At 43.6% G+C, this 17,478-nt stretch carries 16 protein-coding genes; 9 read left to right on the forward strand and 7 right to left on the reverse strand.

What is annotated here, in order from left to right; genetic code table 11:
- Window positions 1–40: 40 nt before the first annotated feature.
- Window positions 41–469, forward strand: coding sequence for a thioredoxin domain-containing protein (locus ACP5L5_RS09070; RefSeq protein WP_273303027.1), 429 nt, complete (start codon window positions 41–43; stop codon window positions 467–469).
- Here ACP5L5_RS09070 and ACP5L5_RS09075 read toward each other — a convergent pair.
- Complete coding sequence (locus ACP5L5_RS09075) at window positions 466–990, reverse strand: hypothetical protein (RefSeq protein WP_013604937.1); 525 nt, start codon at window positions 988–990, stop codon at window positions 466–468. The two genes, ACP5L5_RS09070 and ACP5L5_RS09075, sit on opposite strands and share 4 nt — an antisense overlap.
- 205 nt (window positions 991–1,195) lie before the next feature.
- Between ACP5L5_RS09075 and ACP5L5_RS09080 the strand changes: the two genes are divergently transcribed.
- A complete protein-coding gene (locus ACP5L5_RS09080; protein ID WP_428763224.1) occupies window positions 1,196–2,524 on the forward strand; it encodes a glutamine synthetase family protein in 1,329 nt (442 codons plus the stop codon).
- A 5-nt stretch (window positions 2,525–2,529) separates the two neighbouring features.
- Here the strand turns inward: ACP5L5_RS09080 and ACP5L5_RS09085 are convergent, their stop codons facing one another.
- Together ACP5L5_RS09085 and ACP5L5_RS09090 are read right to left on the reverse strand one after the other, a co-directional pair.
- The gene (locus ACP5L5_RS09085) at window positions 2,530–2,925 is read right to left on the reverse strand and encodes a PIN domain-containing protein (protein ID WP_428763226.1); all 396 of its coding nucleotides are present in this window, start codon (window positions 2,923–2,925) and stop codon (window positions 2,530–2,532) included.
- Between the two features lie 6 nt (window positions 2,926–2,931).
- Entirely contained in the window at window positions 2,932–4,176 is a 1,245-nt protein-coding gene (locus tag ACP5L5_RS09090) for a translation initiation factor IF-2 subunit gamma (protein WP_428763229.1), read from the reverse strand.
- A 793-nt stretch (window positions 4,177–4,969) separates the two neighbouring features.
- On the opposite strand from ACP5L5_RS09090, the gene ACP5L5_RS09095 reads away from it, so the two are divergent.
- Together ACP5L5_RS09095 and ACP5L5_RS09100 are read left to right on the forward strand one after the other, a co-directional pair.
- On the forward strand, window positions 4,970–5,500 hold the full coding sequence (locus ACP5L5_RS09095) for a hypothetical protein (protein WP_013604933.1): 531 nt from the start codon (window positions 4,970–4,972) through the stop codon (window positions 5,498–5,500).
- Window positions 5,488–5,880 (forward strand): hypothetical protein, encoded by a 393-nt coding sequence (locus tag ACP5L5_RS09100; RefSeq protein ID WP_428763232.1) that lies wholly within the window; start codon window positions 5,488–5,490, stop codon window positions 5,878–5,880. Before ACP5L5_RS09095 ends, ACP5L5_RS09100 begins: the two co-directional genes overlap by 13 nt.
- A gap of 1 nt (window position 5,881) precedes the next feature.
- On the opposite strand, the gene pyk is transcribed toward ACP5L5_RS09100, so the two are convergent.
- Window positions 5,882–7,243, reverse strand: coding sequence for a pyruvate kinase (pyk, locus tag ACP5L5_RS09105; RefSeq protein WP_428763233.1), 1,362 nt, complete (start codon window positions 7,241–7,243; stop codon window positions 5,882–5,884).
- Between the two features lie 139 nt (window positions 7,244–7,382).
- Here pyk and ACP5L5_RS09110 point away from each other — a divergent pair, with 139 nt between their 5' ends.
- Window positions 7,383–8,246 carry a hypothetical protein gene (locus ACP5L5_RS09110; RefSeq protein ID WP_428763235.1) on the forward strand — a complete coding sequence of 288 codons (864 nt, stop codon included), beginning with the start codon at window positions 7,383–7,385 and terminating at the stop codon, window positions 8,244–8,246.
- Here ACP5L5_RS09110 and ACP5L5_RS09115 read toward each other — a convergent pair.
- The gene (locus ACP5L5_RS09115) at window positions 8,239–9,129 is read right to left on the reverse strand and encodes a hypothetical protein (protein WP_428763237.1); all 891 of its coding nucleotides are present in this window, start codon (window positions 9,127–9,129) and stop codon (window positions 8,239–8,241) included. The genes ACP5L5_RS09110 and ACP5L5_RS09115 overlap by 8 nt on opposite strands.
- A gap of 125 nt (window positions 9,130–9,254) precedes the next feature.
- On the opposite strand from ACP5L5_RS09115, the gene ACP5L5_RS09120 reads away from it, so the two are divergent.
- Window positions 9,255–9,695 carry a CBS domain-containing protein gene (locus ACP5L5_RS09120; RefSeq protein ID WP_428763238.1) on the forward strand — a complete coding sequence of 147 codons (441 nt, stop codon included), beginning with the start codon at window positions 9,255–9,257 and terminating at the stop codon, window positions 9,693–9,695.
- A 56-nt stretch (window positions 9,696–9,751) separates the two neighbouring features.
- Entirely contained in the window at window positions 9,752–12,793 is a 3,042-nt protein-coding gene (gene leuS / locus ACP5L5_RS09125; protein WP_428763239.1) for a leucine--tRNA ligase, read from the forward strand.
- A 103-nt stretch (window positions 12,794–12,896) separates the two neighbouring features.
- On the opposite strand, the gene cutA is transcribed toward leuS, so the two are convergent.
- The gene (gene cutA / locus ACP5L5_RS09130; RefSeq protein ID WP_428763241.1) at window positions 12,897–15,092 is read right to left on the reverse strand and encodes a glyceraldehyde dehydrogenase subunit alpha; all 2,196 of its coding nucleotides are present in this window, start codon (window positions 15,090–15,092) and stop codon (window positions 12,897–12,899) included.
- A 99-nt stretch (window positions 15,093–15,191) separates the two neighbouring features.
- Between cutA and cutB the strand changes: the two genes are divergently transcribed.
- A complete protein-coding gene (gene cutB, locus ACP5L5_RS09135; RefSeq protein ID WP_428763242.1) occupies window positions 15,192–16,049 on the forward strand; it encodes a glyceraldehyde dehydrogenase subunit beta in 858 nt (285 codons plus the stop codon).
- On the forward strand, window positions 16,049–16,567 hold the full coding sequence (cutC, locus tag ACP5L5_RS09140; protein WP_428763243.1) for a glyceraldehyde dehydrogenase subunit gamma: 519 nt from the start codon (window positions 16,049–16,051) through the stop codon (window positions 16,565–16,567). Before cutB ends, cutC begins: the two co-directional genes overlap by 1 nt.
- Before the next feature lie 8 nt (window positions 16,568–16,575).
- Here cutC and ACP5L5_RS09145 read toward each other — a convergent pair whose 3' ends face one another.
- Window positions 16,576–17,382, reverse strand: a complete 807-nt coding sequence (locus ACP5L5_RS09145; RefSeq protein ID WP_428763244.1) for an XdhC family protein — start codon at window positions 17,380–17,382, stop codon at window positions 16,576–16,578.
- Window positions 17,383–17,478 lie beyond the last annotated feature (96 nt).

The following is a 17,478-nucleotide window of genomic DNA, read 5'->3' on the forward strand; positions in this document are numbered from 1 at the left end:
GCGCTAGTGGTTTTTAAAGGCATAATATTCTATTGATTGAATGAGTGACGAGGAGCGGGAATTAATTGAACGTATGTATAGGAGGATGTTAATGAGTACCAAGGAGCAGTCAATAGGCGCTAAGTCAGTAATGTGTCCTACCGGCATCATATCTCTTGATAATAATAATCTAAACTCAATGATTAAGAAATGCCTTGTGTCCGTGATTGATTTCTACGCTGATTGGTGCGTACCATGCCGAATAATGGAGCCCATACTTAATAAGTTAGCCCAGGTATTTGCTGGTAAGGTATTCTTTGGTAGAGTTGATGTTGATGAGTACCCAGAGGTGGCTGCTGGGTATGGTGTCATGTCCATACCAACCACGATATTGCTTAGGAATGGTGAGGAGGTTTATAGGGTAATTGGTGCCGTTGATTATAACACAATGAGGAGGTATATTGAGATTTACCTCGGTGTTAAACCCTAGGTATTTACCTCACTAATTATTAATCGCCTGCCATCCTGCGCCGGTAATATGAATGTCAACTTATAACTATCGCCAAAGAATATTACACTAACATCATTACCAAGGTGAAGCTCCCCATCAATGCCGGCCAGGATACAGTTCTCGCAGTTCCTGGCATCATCAATTATATTCCTAAATATGCTAATGGCATCCTTACCATTAATCATTATTGAAGCCACAACACCCGCATGATCACCATGTACATGATGGTCCATCTTCGCATTATACTTAGTCCTTAATGTGTCCATGAAATAACCAAGCTCCTCAATAACTTCCTTAGGTAATTCCGTTATGTGATGGTGATGATGCTCATGCCCCTCCTCAACTCCCTCTTCCTCCTCGTTCTCCCCCTCATTGCCTTCAACACCACTAAAACCAAAGGTCATACTAATGATTAACTCAAGCTCCTCATTCTGAGCAATCCTCTCAATCTCCTTACCCAATTTACGCCACTCCTCAAATCCAAGTTTTATTTGCATCATATCAACGCCAACTAAGGAAACCCATTAATAAAACCTTTTGCTTTCCTTTAAATGGGTCATGGTTTCAAGACCGAAATAATTACCGCATTGTTCAGTGGCTTAGGGTTATTTAATATACTTATTAATGCCCTTATTCTATATATAATCATGGTAAGACTAAGTATAATAAGAATAAAGCTTAAAAAACTCCTTTTGCACATTATTCGTGCCCACTAATAACCTAGAAATCGAACCAAGCGATTTATGGAGAATCCTAAAGGCCTCGGGCATAAAGTATGTCAAGTTCATAATAGTTGACATCAATGGTGCGCCAAGGTCAGAAATAGTCCCGATAGACATGGCCAAGGACCTATTCATTGATGGAATGCCCTTTGATGCTTCATCAATACCATCATACTCAACAGTGAATAAAAGCGACTTCATTGCATATGTGGATCCAAGGGCTGTGTACGTGGAGTATTGGCAGGATGGTAAGGTGGCTGACGTATTCACAATGGTTTCCGACATAGCCAATAAACCATCACTACTTGACCCAAGGAGGATTCTTAACGACACGCTTGAGCAAGCCAAGTCTAAGGGTTATAATTTCCTAATGGGTGTTGAGGTTGAGTTCTTCGTGGTTAAGGAAGATGGTGGTAAACCAGTCTTTGCAGATTCTGGTATTTACTTTGATGGTTGGAATACTACGGCGCAATCTCGATTCATGAAGGAACTAATAACGGCAATAGCTAAGGCAGGAATTAACTACACCAAGATTCACCATGAGGTTGCCCCAAGCCAGTATGAAATAAACATAGGTGCTATTGATCCATTAAGACTTGCAGATCAAATGATATACTTTAAGATTATGGCTAAGGACATGGCGAAGAAATACGGCTTAATAGCCACATTCATGCCAAAGCCCTTCTGGGGTGTTAACGGTAGTGGTGCCCACACGCACATTAGTGTTTGGAGGAATGGCGAGAACCTATTCCTAAGTAATACGGGGAAGATAACTGAGGAGTGCGGCTACGCAATAAGTTCAATACTGGACAATGCAAGGGCATTAAGCAGTTTTGTTGCCCCACTCGTTAATTCATACAAGAGGTTAGTGCCTCATTATGAGGCACCGACTAGGATTGTTTGGGGTTATGCAAATAGGAGTGCCATGGTTAGGATACCGCAGTATAAAATGAGGATAAACAGGATTGAGTATAGGCACCCGGACCCAAGCATGAACCCATACCTAGCCTTCGCAGCTATGATAAAGACGATACTGAGGGGTTTTGAGGAGAGGAGGGAGCCACCATCACCGACAGAGGATGTGGCGTATGAATTAGTCAATACCTTGGAAACACCGACTACATTGGAGGATGCGCTTAAGGAGCTTTCTAAAAGCTTCCTATTTAGTGAGTTTCCAAGTGATTTGATGAATGCGTACCTGAGGGCTAAACAGAATGAGTGGGAGGATTACCTAACTAGGGTTGGCCCCTGGGAAAGGACTTGGAATGTAATAACTGATTGGGAGTACAGCAAATACCTAGTTACGGCATAATCACCTTACTCAAAATCAGCCTCTAATCTACCTGAACTCGCCCTTAAATAAATCGTTCTAACACCCGCATTTCTCAGCCTCCTTAGTAACTTCATGTCGCATGTCACGGCAACACAACCATACGCCCTAGACACCTCGATTACAGAATCATCTGGTGAGCCATCAGTCTTAGCAATTGAGAAGTTATTAATAACGTAATTAAGGGCGTTACTTGACGCCCTAGCTGTCCTAGGCCTACCCCTACTCAACTTTACCAACTCATTAAATACTGGGTATGGTATTACCGGTATTACTAGTGTATTGATAATTTTAAGGACCTGGTCAATTACTCGCACACCCTCAGTAAACATAAGTAATAACGCACTAGTGTCAAAGACTGCACACTCTATTTTAAAATCCATTAAAACTCACTCAAGGACCGCATTACCATCCTTAAGTATTCCATAACCAACAATCCTCCATCTATTATTAACCTGCTTAGTAATGACCACCTTGGAATTCTGCTCTGTAGAGACCGCCTTCCTCAACGTTATATCGAGCTTACCACCATGGAATCCCTTCACAATACCCATCACTGCTGCTGAACCCACATGCACCATTACAATATCCCTGGGCTTAAACGTCACATCCCTTAACGCTTGATCACCAGGTTTCTCAATCCTATGAAACTCAAGGGTTAACTCACTCCATACAGGTGGTAATGTGCCAGGCTTACCAACAACACTACCAACGAGAGAGTCAGCCTTCGTTAACGCCGGATCAAGCTCCGTACCAATACCCACTAAGCCACCTGGTCTAGCCTCCTCAATACGTTCATTACCGATTGCTATGCTAACGATCCTTGTGATTATCGGTTCATACTTATTACCCAATTTAAGGCCTGGTCTTATCTCGATTTCATCATTTACCTTTGCTGAGCCCTTAATAACCGTACCACCAAGCACACCACCAACCAACTTATCTGGTGAAGTGCCTGGCTTATTAACGTTGAAGCTCCTAAGGACAAACATCCTGAAATCACCACCAGAGGCCTCCCTAGGTGGTACTAGCTTATCGATTAATGTGGATATGACCTCTATATTGACCTTATGTAGTGAGGATATGGGTATTACCGGCGAGTTCTTGGCCCACGTATTACCAAGAAACTGCTTAATTTGCTTATAATTCTCAAGCGCCTGCTCTTTGTTCACTAGGTCGAGCTTGTTCTGAACGACAATTAATTTGTTAAGGCCCATTATCGTCAATGCCGTGAAGTGCTCCTCAGTCTGTGGCTGAGGTACTGGCATTGATGCATCAATCACTAGGAGAGCGGCATCTATGTAGGAAATACCGGATATCATGGTGCTTATTAGGACTTCGTGGCCAGGCACATCAAGTATTGACACCTTCCTCTTAAGTGCAGGTTCATCACCATTAGGGCACTTACCATCCTTAAGCAAACCATCACTAATTATCCTAAACTCACCCTCCATTGATGGGCACTCATAAAGGCCAATTGTTATGTAGCCAAGCTTAACAGTCATGGCCCTCTTAATCTCCTCACTATACCTAGCAACCCAAACGCCACTAAGCGCGTGAACTAGGGTGGTCTTACCGTGATCCACATGACCAGCAGTCGCAATAATGGCATCCGGGTAGATGTATTTACTCATTCAAATCGAACTGGCATTAAGGGTTTAATAAGATTTCAGCATATGAAAGGTACAAAACCATTATCGAATGGAATAAGTTTTATATCGGGCAAGGCAATAATTAGTCTGCGGCCATACACTCAGCCACGGCCAATAACCGGGCGAGCCCGGCAACGGCTCGTCTGAGGAAACTTCCCCACAATACCGTGGATCCCCGCGGGGCAACCCGCCGATCGAGAGGTCGTCAGGGGATAATGGCCCAAATAGGGACCTGTGATCTCCACGGGTGAGGTCCGGGTAGGGCCTTAGACGAATGGTACAGAAGGGGAGTTATGCCGTGGCTGGGTGTATGGCTGGCCAAGGCAATTATTTTAGGTATTATTTTTATTTATTCATAGTGACTTAGGAAATTATTGAAGATTAAAGGGAAGAAAATATAGATTTATTTTTAATGAGTATCGATTTCGTAACTAACGTATCGGCTTATTTCTTCTTTTCCTTCTTCTCTTCCTTCTTTCCCTCTTCCTTCTTCTCCTTCTTGGACATACTGTTCTTGATTTATATTGCGGTTTCTTATAAAGGTTGTAATTTTAATTTATAGTGTAAAAGTTAGATTGTGGCAGGTGTTTAGCTACGTTGATTCAATACATGCCTAATAAAGCATTTATCTGCTTGCTTCGTCATGCCTCACGTGGATTTGTATGAGTTTAGAGTCATTAACTCGCGTCTAATGATGTTTTTCTCCCAATGTTTCTCTCTCTTTTTATCCAATTAATTAATTAGATTCTTCGACCGCTAATTTCTGAAGGCAATAATGTTTAGTGATTTTTTAAGGAAAAATTGGTATTGGATCCTAGGTGCTTTAGCGTCTTTCCTGCTATTCATAATAAGTCCCGTACTATTCATTATCGTGTTTGCCGTTATTTTAGCAATTTACTTCCTTGTTATTAGGCGTAGGAGGGGTGGTGTGAATGCGGAGGGGGTTGTCACGACTAGGGTTAGGGTATTAAGGAGTGTTTCCTCTCAGGGAGTTAATGATTTAAGGTTGAGCAGAGTCTGTCTCAGTGTTGGTGTTGGCGAAGGGGTAGTACGCATTGGTGATAGGTGGATCTCGGCATTATTAATTAGTACCTTGGACTACTCATTGCTTCGTGATATTATTGGTCTCGGAGCCGTAATTAGTGATAATAATAATCATTACCTGGTAATTTACGGTGAAAGCGTTGATGATGTTTCCGTTAAACTCAATACGGCAATTGAGCTACTTAAATCCCGTAATGTCCTATTTAGGCAGCTATCATCATCTGATATAATTAATGAGGTGATACTGAGATGGATGAATTAAGTGAGAAGGGTAAGGAGTTGCTTAGGAAGGTTTTGAGTAGGGGTAGGATTGCCTACGATTCATTGAGCGAGGATGAGAGAAGGGTTGTTGATGAATTAGTAAGGCTTGGTTATGTTAAGCTTTACCTTGAGCCAAATGGTAAGAGGATCGGCGATGCATTGAGGATAACCGGCTTAACAAGTACTTCCCATGGCAAGCCCAATTACATGAATTACCTATGCCTAGTACTGGCATCGCTAATACCATTATTGTTCCTATACCTGTCAATAAGGTCATTGATCATGGGTTACGCATTAGTCGGTGTATTCTTCCTAGCCATTAGCGTGGGTCTCGCCTATGTCATTTACTTAATCACGCGTAGAAGGCACTGCCTAGATTAGTCTAGACCCTGAGTATCCTTATGCTATAGTCATTGTATGTGTCTATAACTCCATGTGTCAGAAGGACAAGGTCACCCTTAGCAATCAAGCCACTCCTTATTAACTGATTCAGTGTCTCCCTCTCGCCCTCATCGTATTCCCTAATATTCCCAATTAGTATAGGCTCCACACCCCAATAAAGCCTTAACCTCCTCATTATTCTCTCATCACTGACACCAACGTAGGTAGGCACCCTAGGCCTATACCTAGAAATGGCCTCGACGAACCTACCACCCCTCGAGTAAATGACTATCTTTGCACCAATATCCTCAGCCAACTGAACGATGCCCAGGGCAAGCCTATCGGTTATATTCGCCATCACATCCCTCTCGACATGGACCTCATCCTCATACTCACTGGCAACCCTCCTCAACCATTGCACAGCCTCAACAGGGTATTTACCAACGGCGGTCTCGCCAGTTAATAATAATGAATCAACGCCCTCCGTGACCGCATTCGTTATATCCACAACCTCAGCCCTAGTCGGCACTGGTTGCTCAATCATTGACTCCAATAACTGTGTTGCTACCATCACAGGTCTACCGCATTTTTGGGCCTCCTTAATTATTGCCGTCTGTATCCTGGGTATTTCCTCAAGGTCAAAGTGCATACCTAGGTCACCCCTGGCCACCATCACATAATCACTCGAGCAAACAACATCCTTCATGTTCCTAACAGCGTCGGGACCCTCAATCTTAGCCACAAGCTTTATCCAATCACCACCAAGCCTCCTCAACTCGGTCCTAACTTCCTCAATATCGTCAGAACTCCTAACGTGGCTCACACCCAAGTAATCCATCCCAACCTCCACAGCGAACTTAAGGACCTCTCTATCATAATCATCAAGTATTGGTAATGGGTAATCCTTACCCTTAATAACCACGGCCTTCTCCTGGGCAATAATTCCAGCAGTTAATGCCGTGAGAACCGCATTATTTCCCGAAACCCTATCAACACGCAGTCTTAATCTGCCATCATTCATCACGATAATATCATCAATCGTTATAACCCTAAAGAATGATGGATTAGGTATTGGCACGAAATTCCCAACCGCCTCCTCAGCGAGTCTGAATTCCACAGAGTCGCCAGTATTGAGTGTTAGGGGTTTCATGCTTCCTGTTCTAACTCCAGGGCCTCTTAAATCACCAAGTACGGCGATATCACTCCTAAGTTCCCTGGCGTTTAATATCCTGGACTTCCACTCCTCGGTATTACCGTGGGAGAAGTTTATCCTTATTCCATCAACATACTTAATGAGCTCCTTTAACACCTCTGTTTTTTCCGAGGTCGGTCCTATGGTTGCCACAATCTTTACTTTACCCACAACCACGCCATATTACTGGGATTATAAACCTTAGAGAACGCGGGTCTACTGATTCATTCTTCATAATTGCATTACCAGGGTAATACTTTATAGTTAGCGCTATGTGTATTTCATAGTATAAGTTACTTAGGTGATTCATTTGCCCAGGCTCGACACTGTGCCATGCATGGAATTAGTTGGTGAATATGCCGTGCTTCATTGGGGTAATGAGGAATTTACCATACCCAGGCTTAAGCATGGAGTGCTCTTTTTAATGTCAGGTTACGTTGGTTCACAAATACATGGTTGTGAATACAGGATACACCTAGACTACTTGAGGGGTAGGATTGTTAATGAAGGCGTAATTAATGGGCTCCAGGAACATTCAAGGCAGCTTGGTGTTAATGAGGATGGGCTTGGGCTTGAGCTTGGTTGGAATCCCATCATAGTTAATCGCGGTGAGGAGGGCGTCTACTTCTTCAATTCTAAAATGAAGAACTGGATTGGCTATGCAGACTTTAGTAAGCCTTTTATTCAGGAGGCTTCGCTAGTAATGGTTAGAAGAAACGTACCAATCCTCGGTCTTCCCGACTTAATAATAAACCTGGATAATAAGCCCACGTACATAATAGAATTAAAGACCACTAATAATTTGACAAATCTGAAATTCATGAGGGGTAGGGAGGCGCTACAGGCAGAGTCGTACTTCCATATGATGAATTACCTGGGGCTTAACCCACGGGGTGCAGCCATCATAAAGATTGTTAGGGGATCAGAATTTCGAATAATTGATAATATAGACCTAATCATTAGATCCTTGGATGGTGGTGAGGATTTTGTGAGATTGACGAAGTACGTTGTTATCCATAGGATCAACGTTAGAGGCTTCAATGATTTCCTTAAGGATGTGGATTATTCCCTCGATTATTGGCTTGGGCTTAGAAATCCAAGGCCATCACCCAGTAGGGGATTATGCTCAGGCTGTGAGCATAGGAGGTATTGCCCATACAGTGTTGTTAGGTAATTCTTGGTAATGATAGCAGTAATATCACTAACACGTATATTATTGGTGCACCTATCAATAATACAAATAGGGAGGGAATGAATGCATAGGCAAGACCGAGGATTGCCTCAATGATCGTTAACCAAACCCACGTAGTCCTAAACGCCTTACCTAGGCACGCCGCATGACTAAAGAGATATGGGCAATTAATTACTTTTCTCAGGTTCGTATCCACAGAACCCTCAATGACCCTAACCTCACCATCAACCTGAATGCCGGCATTAGCCAGAAGCCTTAGTAATGACGTGGAGTATTTCGTGAGATTAACACCGTTATAAAATGATATATCTAACTTAATCCTCCTAACAATCTCAGCGAGGCTCATTGACTGAACAAGCCTTTCACCAAGTTCTGATGACAAAGCCCTCCTAATGCTGAGGAAATTAACCACACCCGTCGGCTCCCCAGTCCTTATGTCAAATGGTGATATTAAACTGCCAGGTAATTCTAGGGATGATGGATATGGTATCAATATATCGGTAATGCCTATTCCATCACTGCTCACGGCAAAGTTAAACAGCCTAATGCTTGGTGAGAAATCCATTATTCTCCAAGTATTGCTCAATGAGGGTACGTAACCCCTAAAGAATTGTATTACGGAACCATCATCCCTAATGAAGTACATGGTAATATACGCATAAAAACCCCTTAGTACAATTGTTGCCCGTCTCAGGGTATTCACTATGATTAAATCCATAGAGAGTGGGCAGGTATCGCCAGTGCGGGAGTGCCTTGTTAGTTCATGAATAATCACAGTCTTAATTCTCAATCCTATTATTGAAATAATGAGTAATATTATGAAGATCATGATTCCAATTGTGAATTGGTTTATTAAATATGCCATTACTTAATAATGATCGCATTCTCTTTTTAAATTATTTTATCATATTCCTTTAGCTCTTATTTATAATGGTTTATCATTTTAAATAACGCGTAAAGTTTATAAATGATCATATGCGGCATTTGTCGATGAGCTTTACCGTTGACAAAATAATAAAGAGAGAACCTCTCGTAATAAATGAGAATGCTAGGGTTAAGGATGCAGTTAACATAATGAGTAGGGAGAATGTGGGTATATTAGTAATTGTTAATAATGCAGGTAAGCCAATTGGTGTTATTTCCGAGAGAGACATAATGAAGGCGTTGGCTCATGGTAAGGACCTTAATGCTAAGGTAACTGAGATCGGTACTATAGGGAATTTAATAACAGTGGGTCCCAAGGACAGCATTTACAAGGCTGCCCTGCTAATGAATGACCATAAGATAAGGCACCTAGTGGTTATGGATGGCGATAAATTACGCGGTGTCATCTCAATTAGGGACATAATTAGTGAGGAGAGGGTTGTTTCGAGACTAGCCGAACTCGCCGAAGCCAGGTCCTCTGAAGCCGAAGTTAGCGGTGCTGATTAAAAAGCTTAAATATGGGTAGTAATTATTAAAAACGATGGATTTTCTCAGGAAGTGAAATGGAATCGTTTAAATCAAAGGTTGAAGAGCTGTATAGCGATTTTTTGAGGGAGATTAGGGAAATTGAGCGAAAATGGCAGAGGGAGTGGTATGATAAAGGAATGTTCAATGCTGATCCAAAGCCAGGTAAACCCAAGTACTTCATAACGGTGCCATACCCATACGTATCAGGTTCACCGCACATTGGTCACAGTAGAACATACACGATAGGCGACATAATAGCCAGGTATAAGAGAGCCAGGGGCTTCAATGTATTATTCCCAATAGCATGGCACATAACGGGTACACCAATACAGTCAGTGGCTGACAGAATAATGAAGGGTGACCCGGATGATATAAGGCTGTATTCCTGGTACGTGAGCCTATACGTAGATGATCCAAGTAAAGTTAAGGAGGTACTAGGCACATTTACTAATCCCTGGAACATAGCCCAGTTCTTTGCCTCGGTCTACATTAGGGACTTCATGTCAATGGGATACTCAATGGATTTCAGGAGGCAGTTCACGACTGGTGATCCAGACTATAATGCGTTCATTATTTGGCAGTACTACAGGTTGAGGGAGACTGGTTACATAACACAGGGCAGCCATATAGTGCTCTACTCACCTGATGAGAATCAGGCGGTGGGTGAGCATGACATTAAGGGTGGGGATGAAATGACCATAGACATACTCGAGTTCAACCTCGTGAAGTTTAGACTGGAGAATTCCAATGAGTACCTAGTCGCGGCTACGTTAAGGCCTGAAACAATTTATGGGATCACAAACGTGTGGATTCATCCAAGTGTTGGGTATGTGATTGCTGAGGTTAATGGTGAGAGGTGGATAATTTCAAAGCCAGCGGCATGGAAATTAAGTTATCAGGGTTATGATGTTAAGTTGGTCGGTTCAATACGTGGTGAGGAGTTGATAGGTAAATACGTAATTACGCCGCTCATTAATAGAAAGGTTCCAGTATTACCTGCAAACTTTGTTGATGAGAACACAGGCACGGGGGTTGTCTATAGTGTACCCGCCCACGCGCCCTACGACTATGTAGCCCTAATGGACCTTAAGAAGGATGAGAAGACATTGAGTGAGTACGGCATTAAGGAAATCGTAGAGTCAATAGAGCCCATAAGCATCATTAAACTGCCCAATTATGGTAAGTACCCCGCCAAGGACGTGGTTGAGAAGCTCGGTGTTAAGGGTCAGAGCGATAGGGAGAGACTTGATGAGGCAACGAGGATTGTGTATAGGGAGGAGTTTTACAATGGTGTTATGAAGGAGAACACATTATTCCCTGGGCTTAGTGTTAATGAGGCTAGGGAGAGGACGATAAAGGCACTGAGCGAGCAGGGGGCGTGGGGTAGGATGTATGAGTTAGAGCCTAGGAACGTATATACGAGGAGTGGTAACCCGGTCATTGCGGCCGTGATTAAGGATCAGTGGTTCCTTAATTATGGAAACCCAGAGTGGAAGGCGAAAGCGTTTAAGTGCCTTAACTCCATGAGGATAATACCCGAGAAGTACAGGAAGAACTTTGAGGACGTATTTAATTGGTTATCCATGAGACCGTGCGCGAGGAAGAGGGGGCTCGGTACGAGACTGCCCTGGGATCCCGACTGGATAATAGAGTCCCTAAGTGACTCAACAATATACATGGCTTACTACACAATTGCCCATAAAATAAGGTCAAGTGGTCTTGACAAAAAGCTTGGGGAATTTGCTAAAAGGGTCATAAGCAGTAAGGGTAATGATAAGGAGGCCCTAAACGCAATAATGGCCTTCTTTAATTACATATTCCTAGGTGAGGGCGATCCAAGTCGTGTTGCTGAGGTGTTTGATGTTAGTAAGGAGTTAATTGAGGACATGAGAAATGAGTTTGATTACTGGTACCCAGTGGATGAGAGACATAGTGGTCCTGATTTAATAAGTAGTCACCTGAGCTTCTTCGTGTTTCATCATGTTGCCATATTCCCAGAGAAGTATTGGCCAAGGTCAATAACCTTTAATGAGTACGTGATTAGGGAAGGCATGAAGATGAGTAGGTCATTAGGTAACGTACTTCCGTTACCCTATATACCAAGGAAGTACAGCAGTGACCTTGCGAGGCTTTACCTAGCCTCAGCCACAGACCTTGATTCAACACTTGATTGGAGGGAGGATGACGTGACCAGCGTCGCGAGTAGGTTCTCTAGGTTCTGGGATCTCACGAATGATATTATTAAGGAGGGAAGATCGTTAAGTAATGTCAATGTTAAGAATTCATCATTGATCACGCAGTGGCTAATTTCTAAGGTGAATAAGGCGATTCGTGATTCAACGATTGACATGGATAATGAGAACATTAGGGGTTACACTCTTAAGGCATTCTTTGACCTACTCTCATCCGTTGAGAAGTACCTGGAAATTACGGGCGTTATTAATGTCAGTAAGGACGAGGTTAGATGGGCCTTGTGGTACGTCCTTGAGCGCTGGGTTAAGTTGTTACAGCCAGTGATGCCTCATATTGCTGAGGAGCTTTGGCATAGAATGGGTAATGAAACATTCGTATCCCTGGAACCCTGGCCTGAGTATAATGAGGAATTGATAAATGATGAACTGGACATAGCCTTAGACCTGGTTGAGAGGACTATAGAGGATATCCAGGAGATACTCAGGGTTACTAAAATAACGCCTAAAGCTGTGCATCTTTACGTAGGGCCATCAAGTGAGTATTACAAAATTGTTGATGAGGCTATTAAGCTCATTAATGAGGGTAAGACGATGGGCGAGACGATAAGGGCAATCGTCAATAAGCCTGAGTATAGACGTATGGCTGATAGGGTAGCTAACCTTGTTTCTAAGGTCGTTGATGGAACAATACCTAGGAAAATAGTTAGTAGAGAAATGGAACTAAGGGTCTTTAAGGAATTGAGCAACTACATTAAGTCCAGGATTGGCGCAGAGGTCATTATGCAAGACGCCATAAGCCCAACCTACGACCCTGGCAATAGGGCTAGAAATTCATTGCCAGGTAGACCCGCCATTTATGTGGAGACTGCAGAAGAAGGTCGATAAAATAGAACCAGGGGGTGTCAGGCGAGTAGCCGCCTTGGTGGCTCGCCATCATCCGCCCCCTGAATTAAATACATTGTTAACTACTTAAAAACTAGACTGTGGATTACTTAATCAATAATGATGGATCAATGGGTATTTTCGTGATTCTCCTGCCCACGGCATTCTCCACAGCCCTCGTTAATGCTGGTAATACTCCGATTAACGGTCCCTCAGCAATGCCCTTAGTGGGTAATGGTGCATTGGATTTTCCCTCCTCAAGGTAATGCCACTTGGCATTGAAGGACTCCATTATGCTTGGTATCCAGTACTCACTAAAGGTTTGCGTTAGTGGGTTACCATCATTATCATACTTAACCTCCTCGAGAGCGACCTCACCAAAGCCCTGAACAACCCCACCAATTACCTGACCCTCGGCAAGCATTGGATTAATCACAAAACCAATATCATCAATAGCCACATAATCAAGAACCTTAACCAAACCTTCCTCAGTAACTTCAACAAGGGCTATGTGCGAGCCGTATGGATACGTATAATTACTTAAACCGAAGTATGCCGAGTCTTCTAACGATGGTTCAACTCCGTAAGGCCACGTACCACCAACACTCGCCGTCAACGCATTAGCTATATCTCTAATGCTAAGGGATTTCCCAGTCTTGGTATCCTTGACATAGCCGCTTTCGTAGATTACATCCTCATAATTAATGCCCATTAATGCTGCACCAACCCTCCTTAACCTATCCTTAAGCTTCCTCACGGCAAGCAACGCGGCATTACCAGCCAAAGTAAGCGTCCTACTACCAAACGTGCCAAAGCCCTCACCAATCAACTCAGTGTCGCCCCACGAAACCTCCACCTGGTTCATGTCAATGCCGAGTTCATCAGCGACTATCTGAGCTATTGCTGTTGCATCGCCCTGTCCATGAGGTGCCGCGCCTATTATAACGAGGATCTTGCCATCAGACTTAACTCTAATGGAGGCCGATTCCCACGGCCCAAAGTTGTTCTGTTCTATGTAAAATGATAAGCCAACACCAACCCTCCTACCTTGTTTCCTCAACTCCTCAACCCTCCTCTCAAAATCCCTGTAATAACCCTCAGCAATACTAAGTAGATGTAGGTAATTACCACTATCATACTTATGACCGAAGGGATTTGTGTACGGTAACTCCGTCACTAAATTCCTCCTCCTAATCTCTATTGGGTCCATTTTAAGTTCATCAGCTGCTATATCCATTATCCGCTCATACACAAAGGCAGCCTCAGGCCTACCTGCACCCCTATACTGATCGAGTGGGGTCTTATTCGTCCTAACGCCATAAACCTCAACCAGGATATCCCTAACCTTGTAAGGCCCACTTATTAACGTGGATGTTATATCAGCTAAGTAATAACCATGAGTCGCGGCGCCCAGGTCTATTATTAATTCATCAATTAATGCCCTCCACTCACCACTCCTTGTGAACCCAGCCTTAATCCTATGTATCTGGGCCCTGCTATGGTACGTGCTTAGTAAGTCCTCACGCCTAGTGGCGACCCACTTAACGGGCCTTCTATAAATAATGCTTGCGTAGGCAACTATGTAGTCCTCAGGGTATGGGAACATCTTTGAGCCAAAGGCACCACCTGTGTCTGCCTGTATAACCCTTATATCGCTAACATGATCCCTGAACGCATTAAGGAGGAACTTACGCATATAATGCGGCGCCTGTGTTGATGCATAGACTGTTAACCTACCCTCCTGATACACAGCCAATAATCCCCTGGGCTCCATCGCCGCTGGGTAAACCCTGCCAATTTCAAGCTTGGTCTCTATCACCACATCGCTCCTTGAAAACTCAATCTCGGGATTACCGGCTCTGTAGGTCTTCCTATAACCGAGATTGTTTTCTCCCTCGACAGCCTTAACATCATCGGTTAGTGCCTTCTCAGGATCAATAACGGTGGGTAATGGCTCATAATCAACCTGGATGTAATCGAGGGCATCATAGGCCTTATACCTATCCTCAGCAATCACCGCAGCTATTGGTTGACCAACATATAGGATCTCATCCTTAGCCATCGGGAAGTTCCTCGGCCTATTCTCAACCTTAATATTCAACCCCGTTATAACACCAACAACGCCTGGGATTCTTGATGCATCTTCATAATCAATCCTCAACAGCCTTGCATGGGGGACGGTGCTCCTCAATATCGCCATGTAGAGTGTCCCTGGAACCACCACATCATCAACATACCTAGCGCTACCCGTGATGAACTTAGGATCCTCAATCCTCTTAATACGTGCACCGACGTATGGCATTAATGCAGCTTAATAATCATTGCTTTAAGCAATATCCTCCTAATACTTTAACTGAATGCCAAAGTAATGCTTAATTAGTATTGCCGTAATCACGCTCTCGTGTATCCTCCAAAATTCGGTTATATAAGGGTTGCATCATTGGATGAGGCCGTAAAGGTCCTTGAGACTGACGAAAATGCGAAAATACTTGCTGGAGGGCAGAGTCTCATGCCCATGCTCAAGTTCAGGTTGGTTAGGCCTTCGTATTTAGTGGATATTAACAGGGTATCTAACCTATCGTATATAAGCATTGAGAGCGATAAAATACGGATTGGCGCATTGGTTAGGCATCACCAAGTGGAGGTTAATAGGGATCTTTGGAAGATATACCCAGCACTGCTTGAAACGGCGGTGCAGATTGGCGACCCACAGATCAGGAATCTCGGCACAATGGCTGGTTCCTTAGCCCACGCAGACCCAGCGGCTGATTGGCCAGCAACTTTAATTGCGCTTAGGGCATCCGTAAAGATACTCGGCCCATCAGGGACTAGGGAGGTTCCTGTTGAGGACTTCATAACAGGTCCATTCACCACCGCATTGGGTAAAGGCGAGGTGATTAGTGAAATAGTGATACCGAGGTTTAGTGGTAATATTAAGTCGTCGTACGTGAAGCTTGAGCGTAAGGCAGGTGATTTCGCAGTGGTAGGCGTCGCAGTAACGCTCAGACTTAGTTCTGAGGATTACGTAGAGGACGCAAGCATTGGCATTACGGCTGCAGGCCCTAGGCCGTTTAGGGCTCGTGAGACTGAGAAGGCCTTGATTGGGCGTAAATTAACGGATGATGTTATTGAAGAAGCCGCTGAGAGGGCTATGAAGGAGTCGAGTCCAATAAGTGACATTAGGGGTTCAGCCGAGTATAAGAGGGCGATGGTTAAGGTAATTACTAGGAGGGCGATTAAGAATGCCCTGTTGAGGTGATGGGCATGGCAACAACACTTAAGGTTGGGCCTGAGGAGAGGGTTAGGATTAGGGTTAAGGTTAATGGTGTTTTGTATGAGAGGGATGTAGAGCCTAGAAAATTGCTTGTCCACTTCCTGAGGGAGGACCTTGGGCTTACGAGCGTGCATGTTGGTTGTGATACTGGGCATTGTGGTGCATGCACGGTTATAATGAATGGCGTTAGTGTTAAGTCCTGCCAAGTACTTGCCGTTCAGGCTGATGGTGCTGAAATACTGACGCTTGAGGGCCTGACTAAGGATGGTAAGTTACACCCAATACAGGAGGCTTTTTGGGAGAAGCATGCACTACAGTGTGGTTATTGTACACCGGGCTTCGTAATGGAGACCTATTGGTTATTAAGCGAGAATCCAAATCCAACGGAGGAGGAGATTAGGAGGGGTCTGTCAGGGAATTTGTGCAGGTGCACTGGCTACCAGAATATTATTGAGGCCGTTAAATTAGCTATTCAGAAACTGAAGGAATTGAAGGCTATGTAATGGATTTTTCACATCTTAAATTCAGTAGGTCTCCAGGAACACGATTGTTCCTGCAATCTACCTTCTAGGGCATCCTTAATGAACTTCCTCGGATCCTTAATTTCATGCATTGGTTTACCGCTTGCGCTTCTCATGAACATCATTACCTCAGCGAGTATACTAAGGGCTATCTCACCAGCAGTCTTAGCACCAATGTCAAGCCCAACAGGTGAATGAAGCTTCTCCAACACATAATCGAGGTTCAACCCCCTCCTAACCATGTCGGCAATAATCACCGCAGCCCTCCTCTGACTCGCGAGCACACCAACAAACTTGGCATTATGCTTAAGGGCTATGTAAAGTGCCTCTGAGTCATAGGGCTTACCACCCTCATTCGCAATTATTACTATGGAATCCTCGTCAATGAGCTTCTCGAGGTCCCTAAGGTCATTACTCACGAAATAAGCATTACTAAATAGGTCCTTATTCACGTCATTATTACCTACCACAGCCACGTAGTAACCGATGGAATTACTAACATCAACCAAGGCCTTGGCTATGAGTCCTGAACCCACGACAATGATGGTTGGTCTTGGTTCTATAGGCTCTAGAACAATCCTGGCATTACCTATTGTTGTCTCAATCACCCTATCCTCAGTTAATGCCCTATTGGCTAACTCCAAAACTTCCCCACTAGTTGCAATACCGAGTAGGGGCTTTCCATTAACGATTATATCAGATAGTACATTATCATTAACAATAATTTTAACAGTGACGATCTTACCACCCTCTGAACTAATCCTAGTTAAAGCCCTAAAGAATTCACATGAAGACATTGGGCCTATCAACTAACCAGGTTAAATAAGTGTTTTTACACGGTTAATAAATAATTATACGTAAACTAAATGAAGTCCTTAAATATCAATACAAAA

The sequence above is a fragment of the Vulcanisaeta sp. genome (genome assembly GCF_049966235.1).
Lineage (GTDB): Archaea > Thermoproteota > Thermoprotei > Thermoproteales > Thermocladiaceae > Vulcanisaeta > Vulcanisaeta moutnovskia.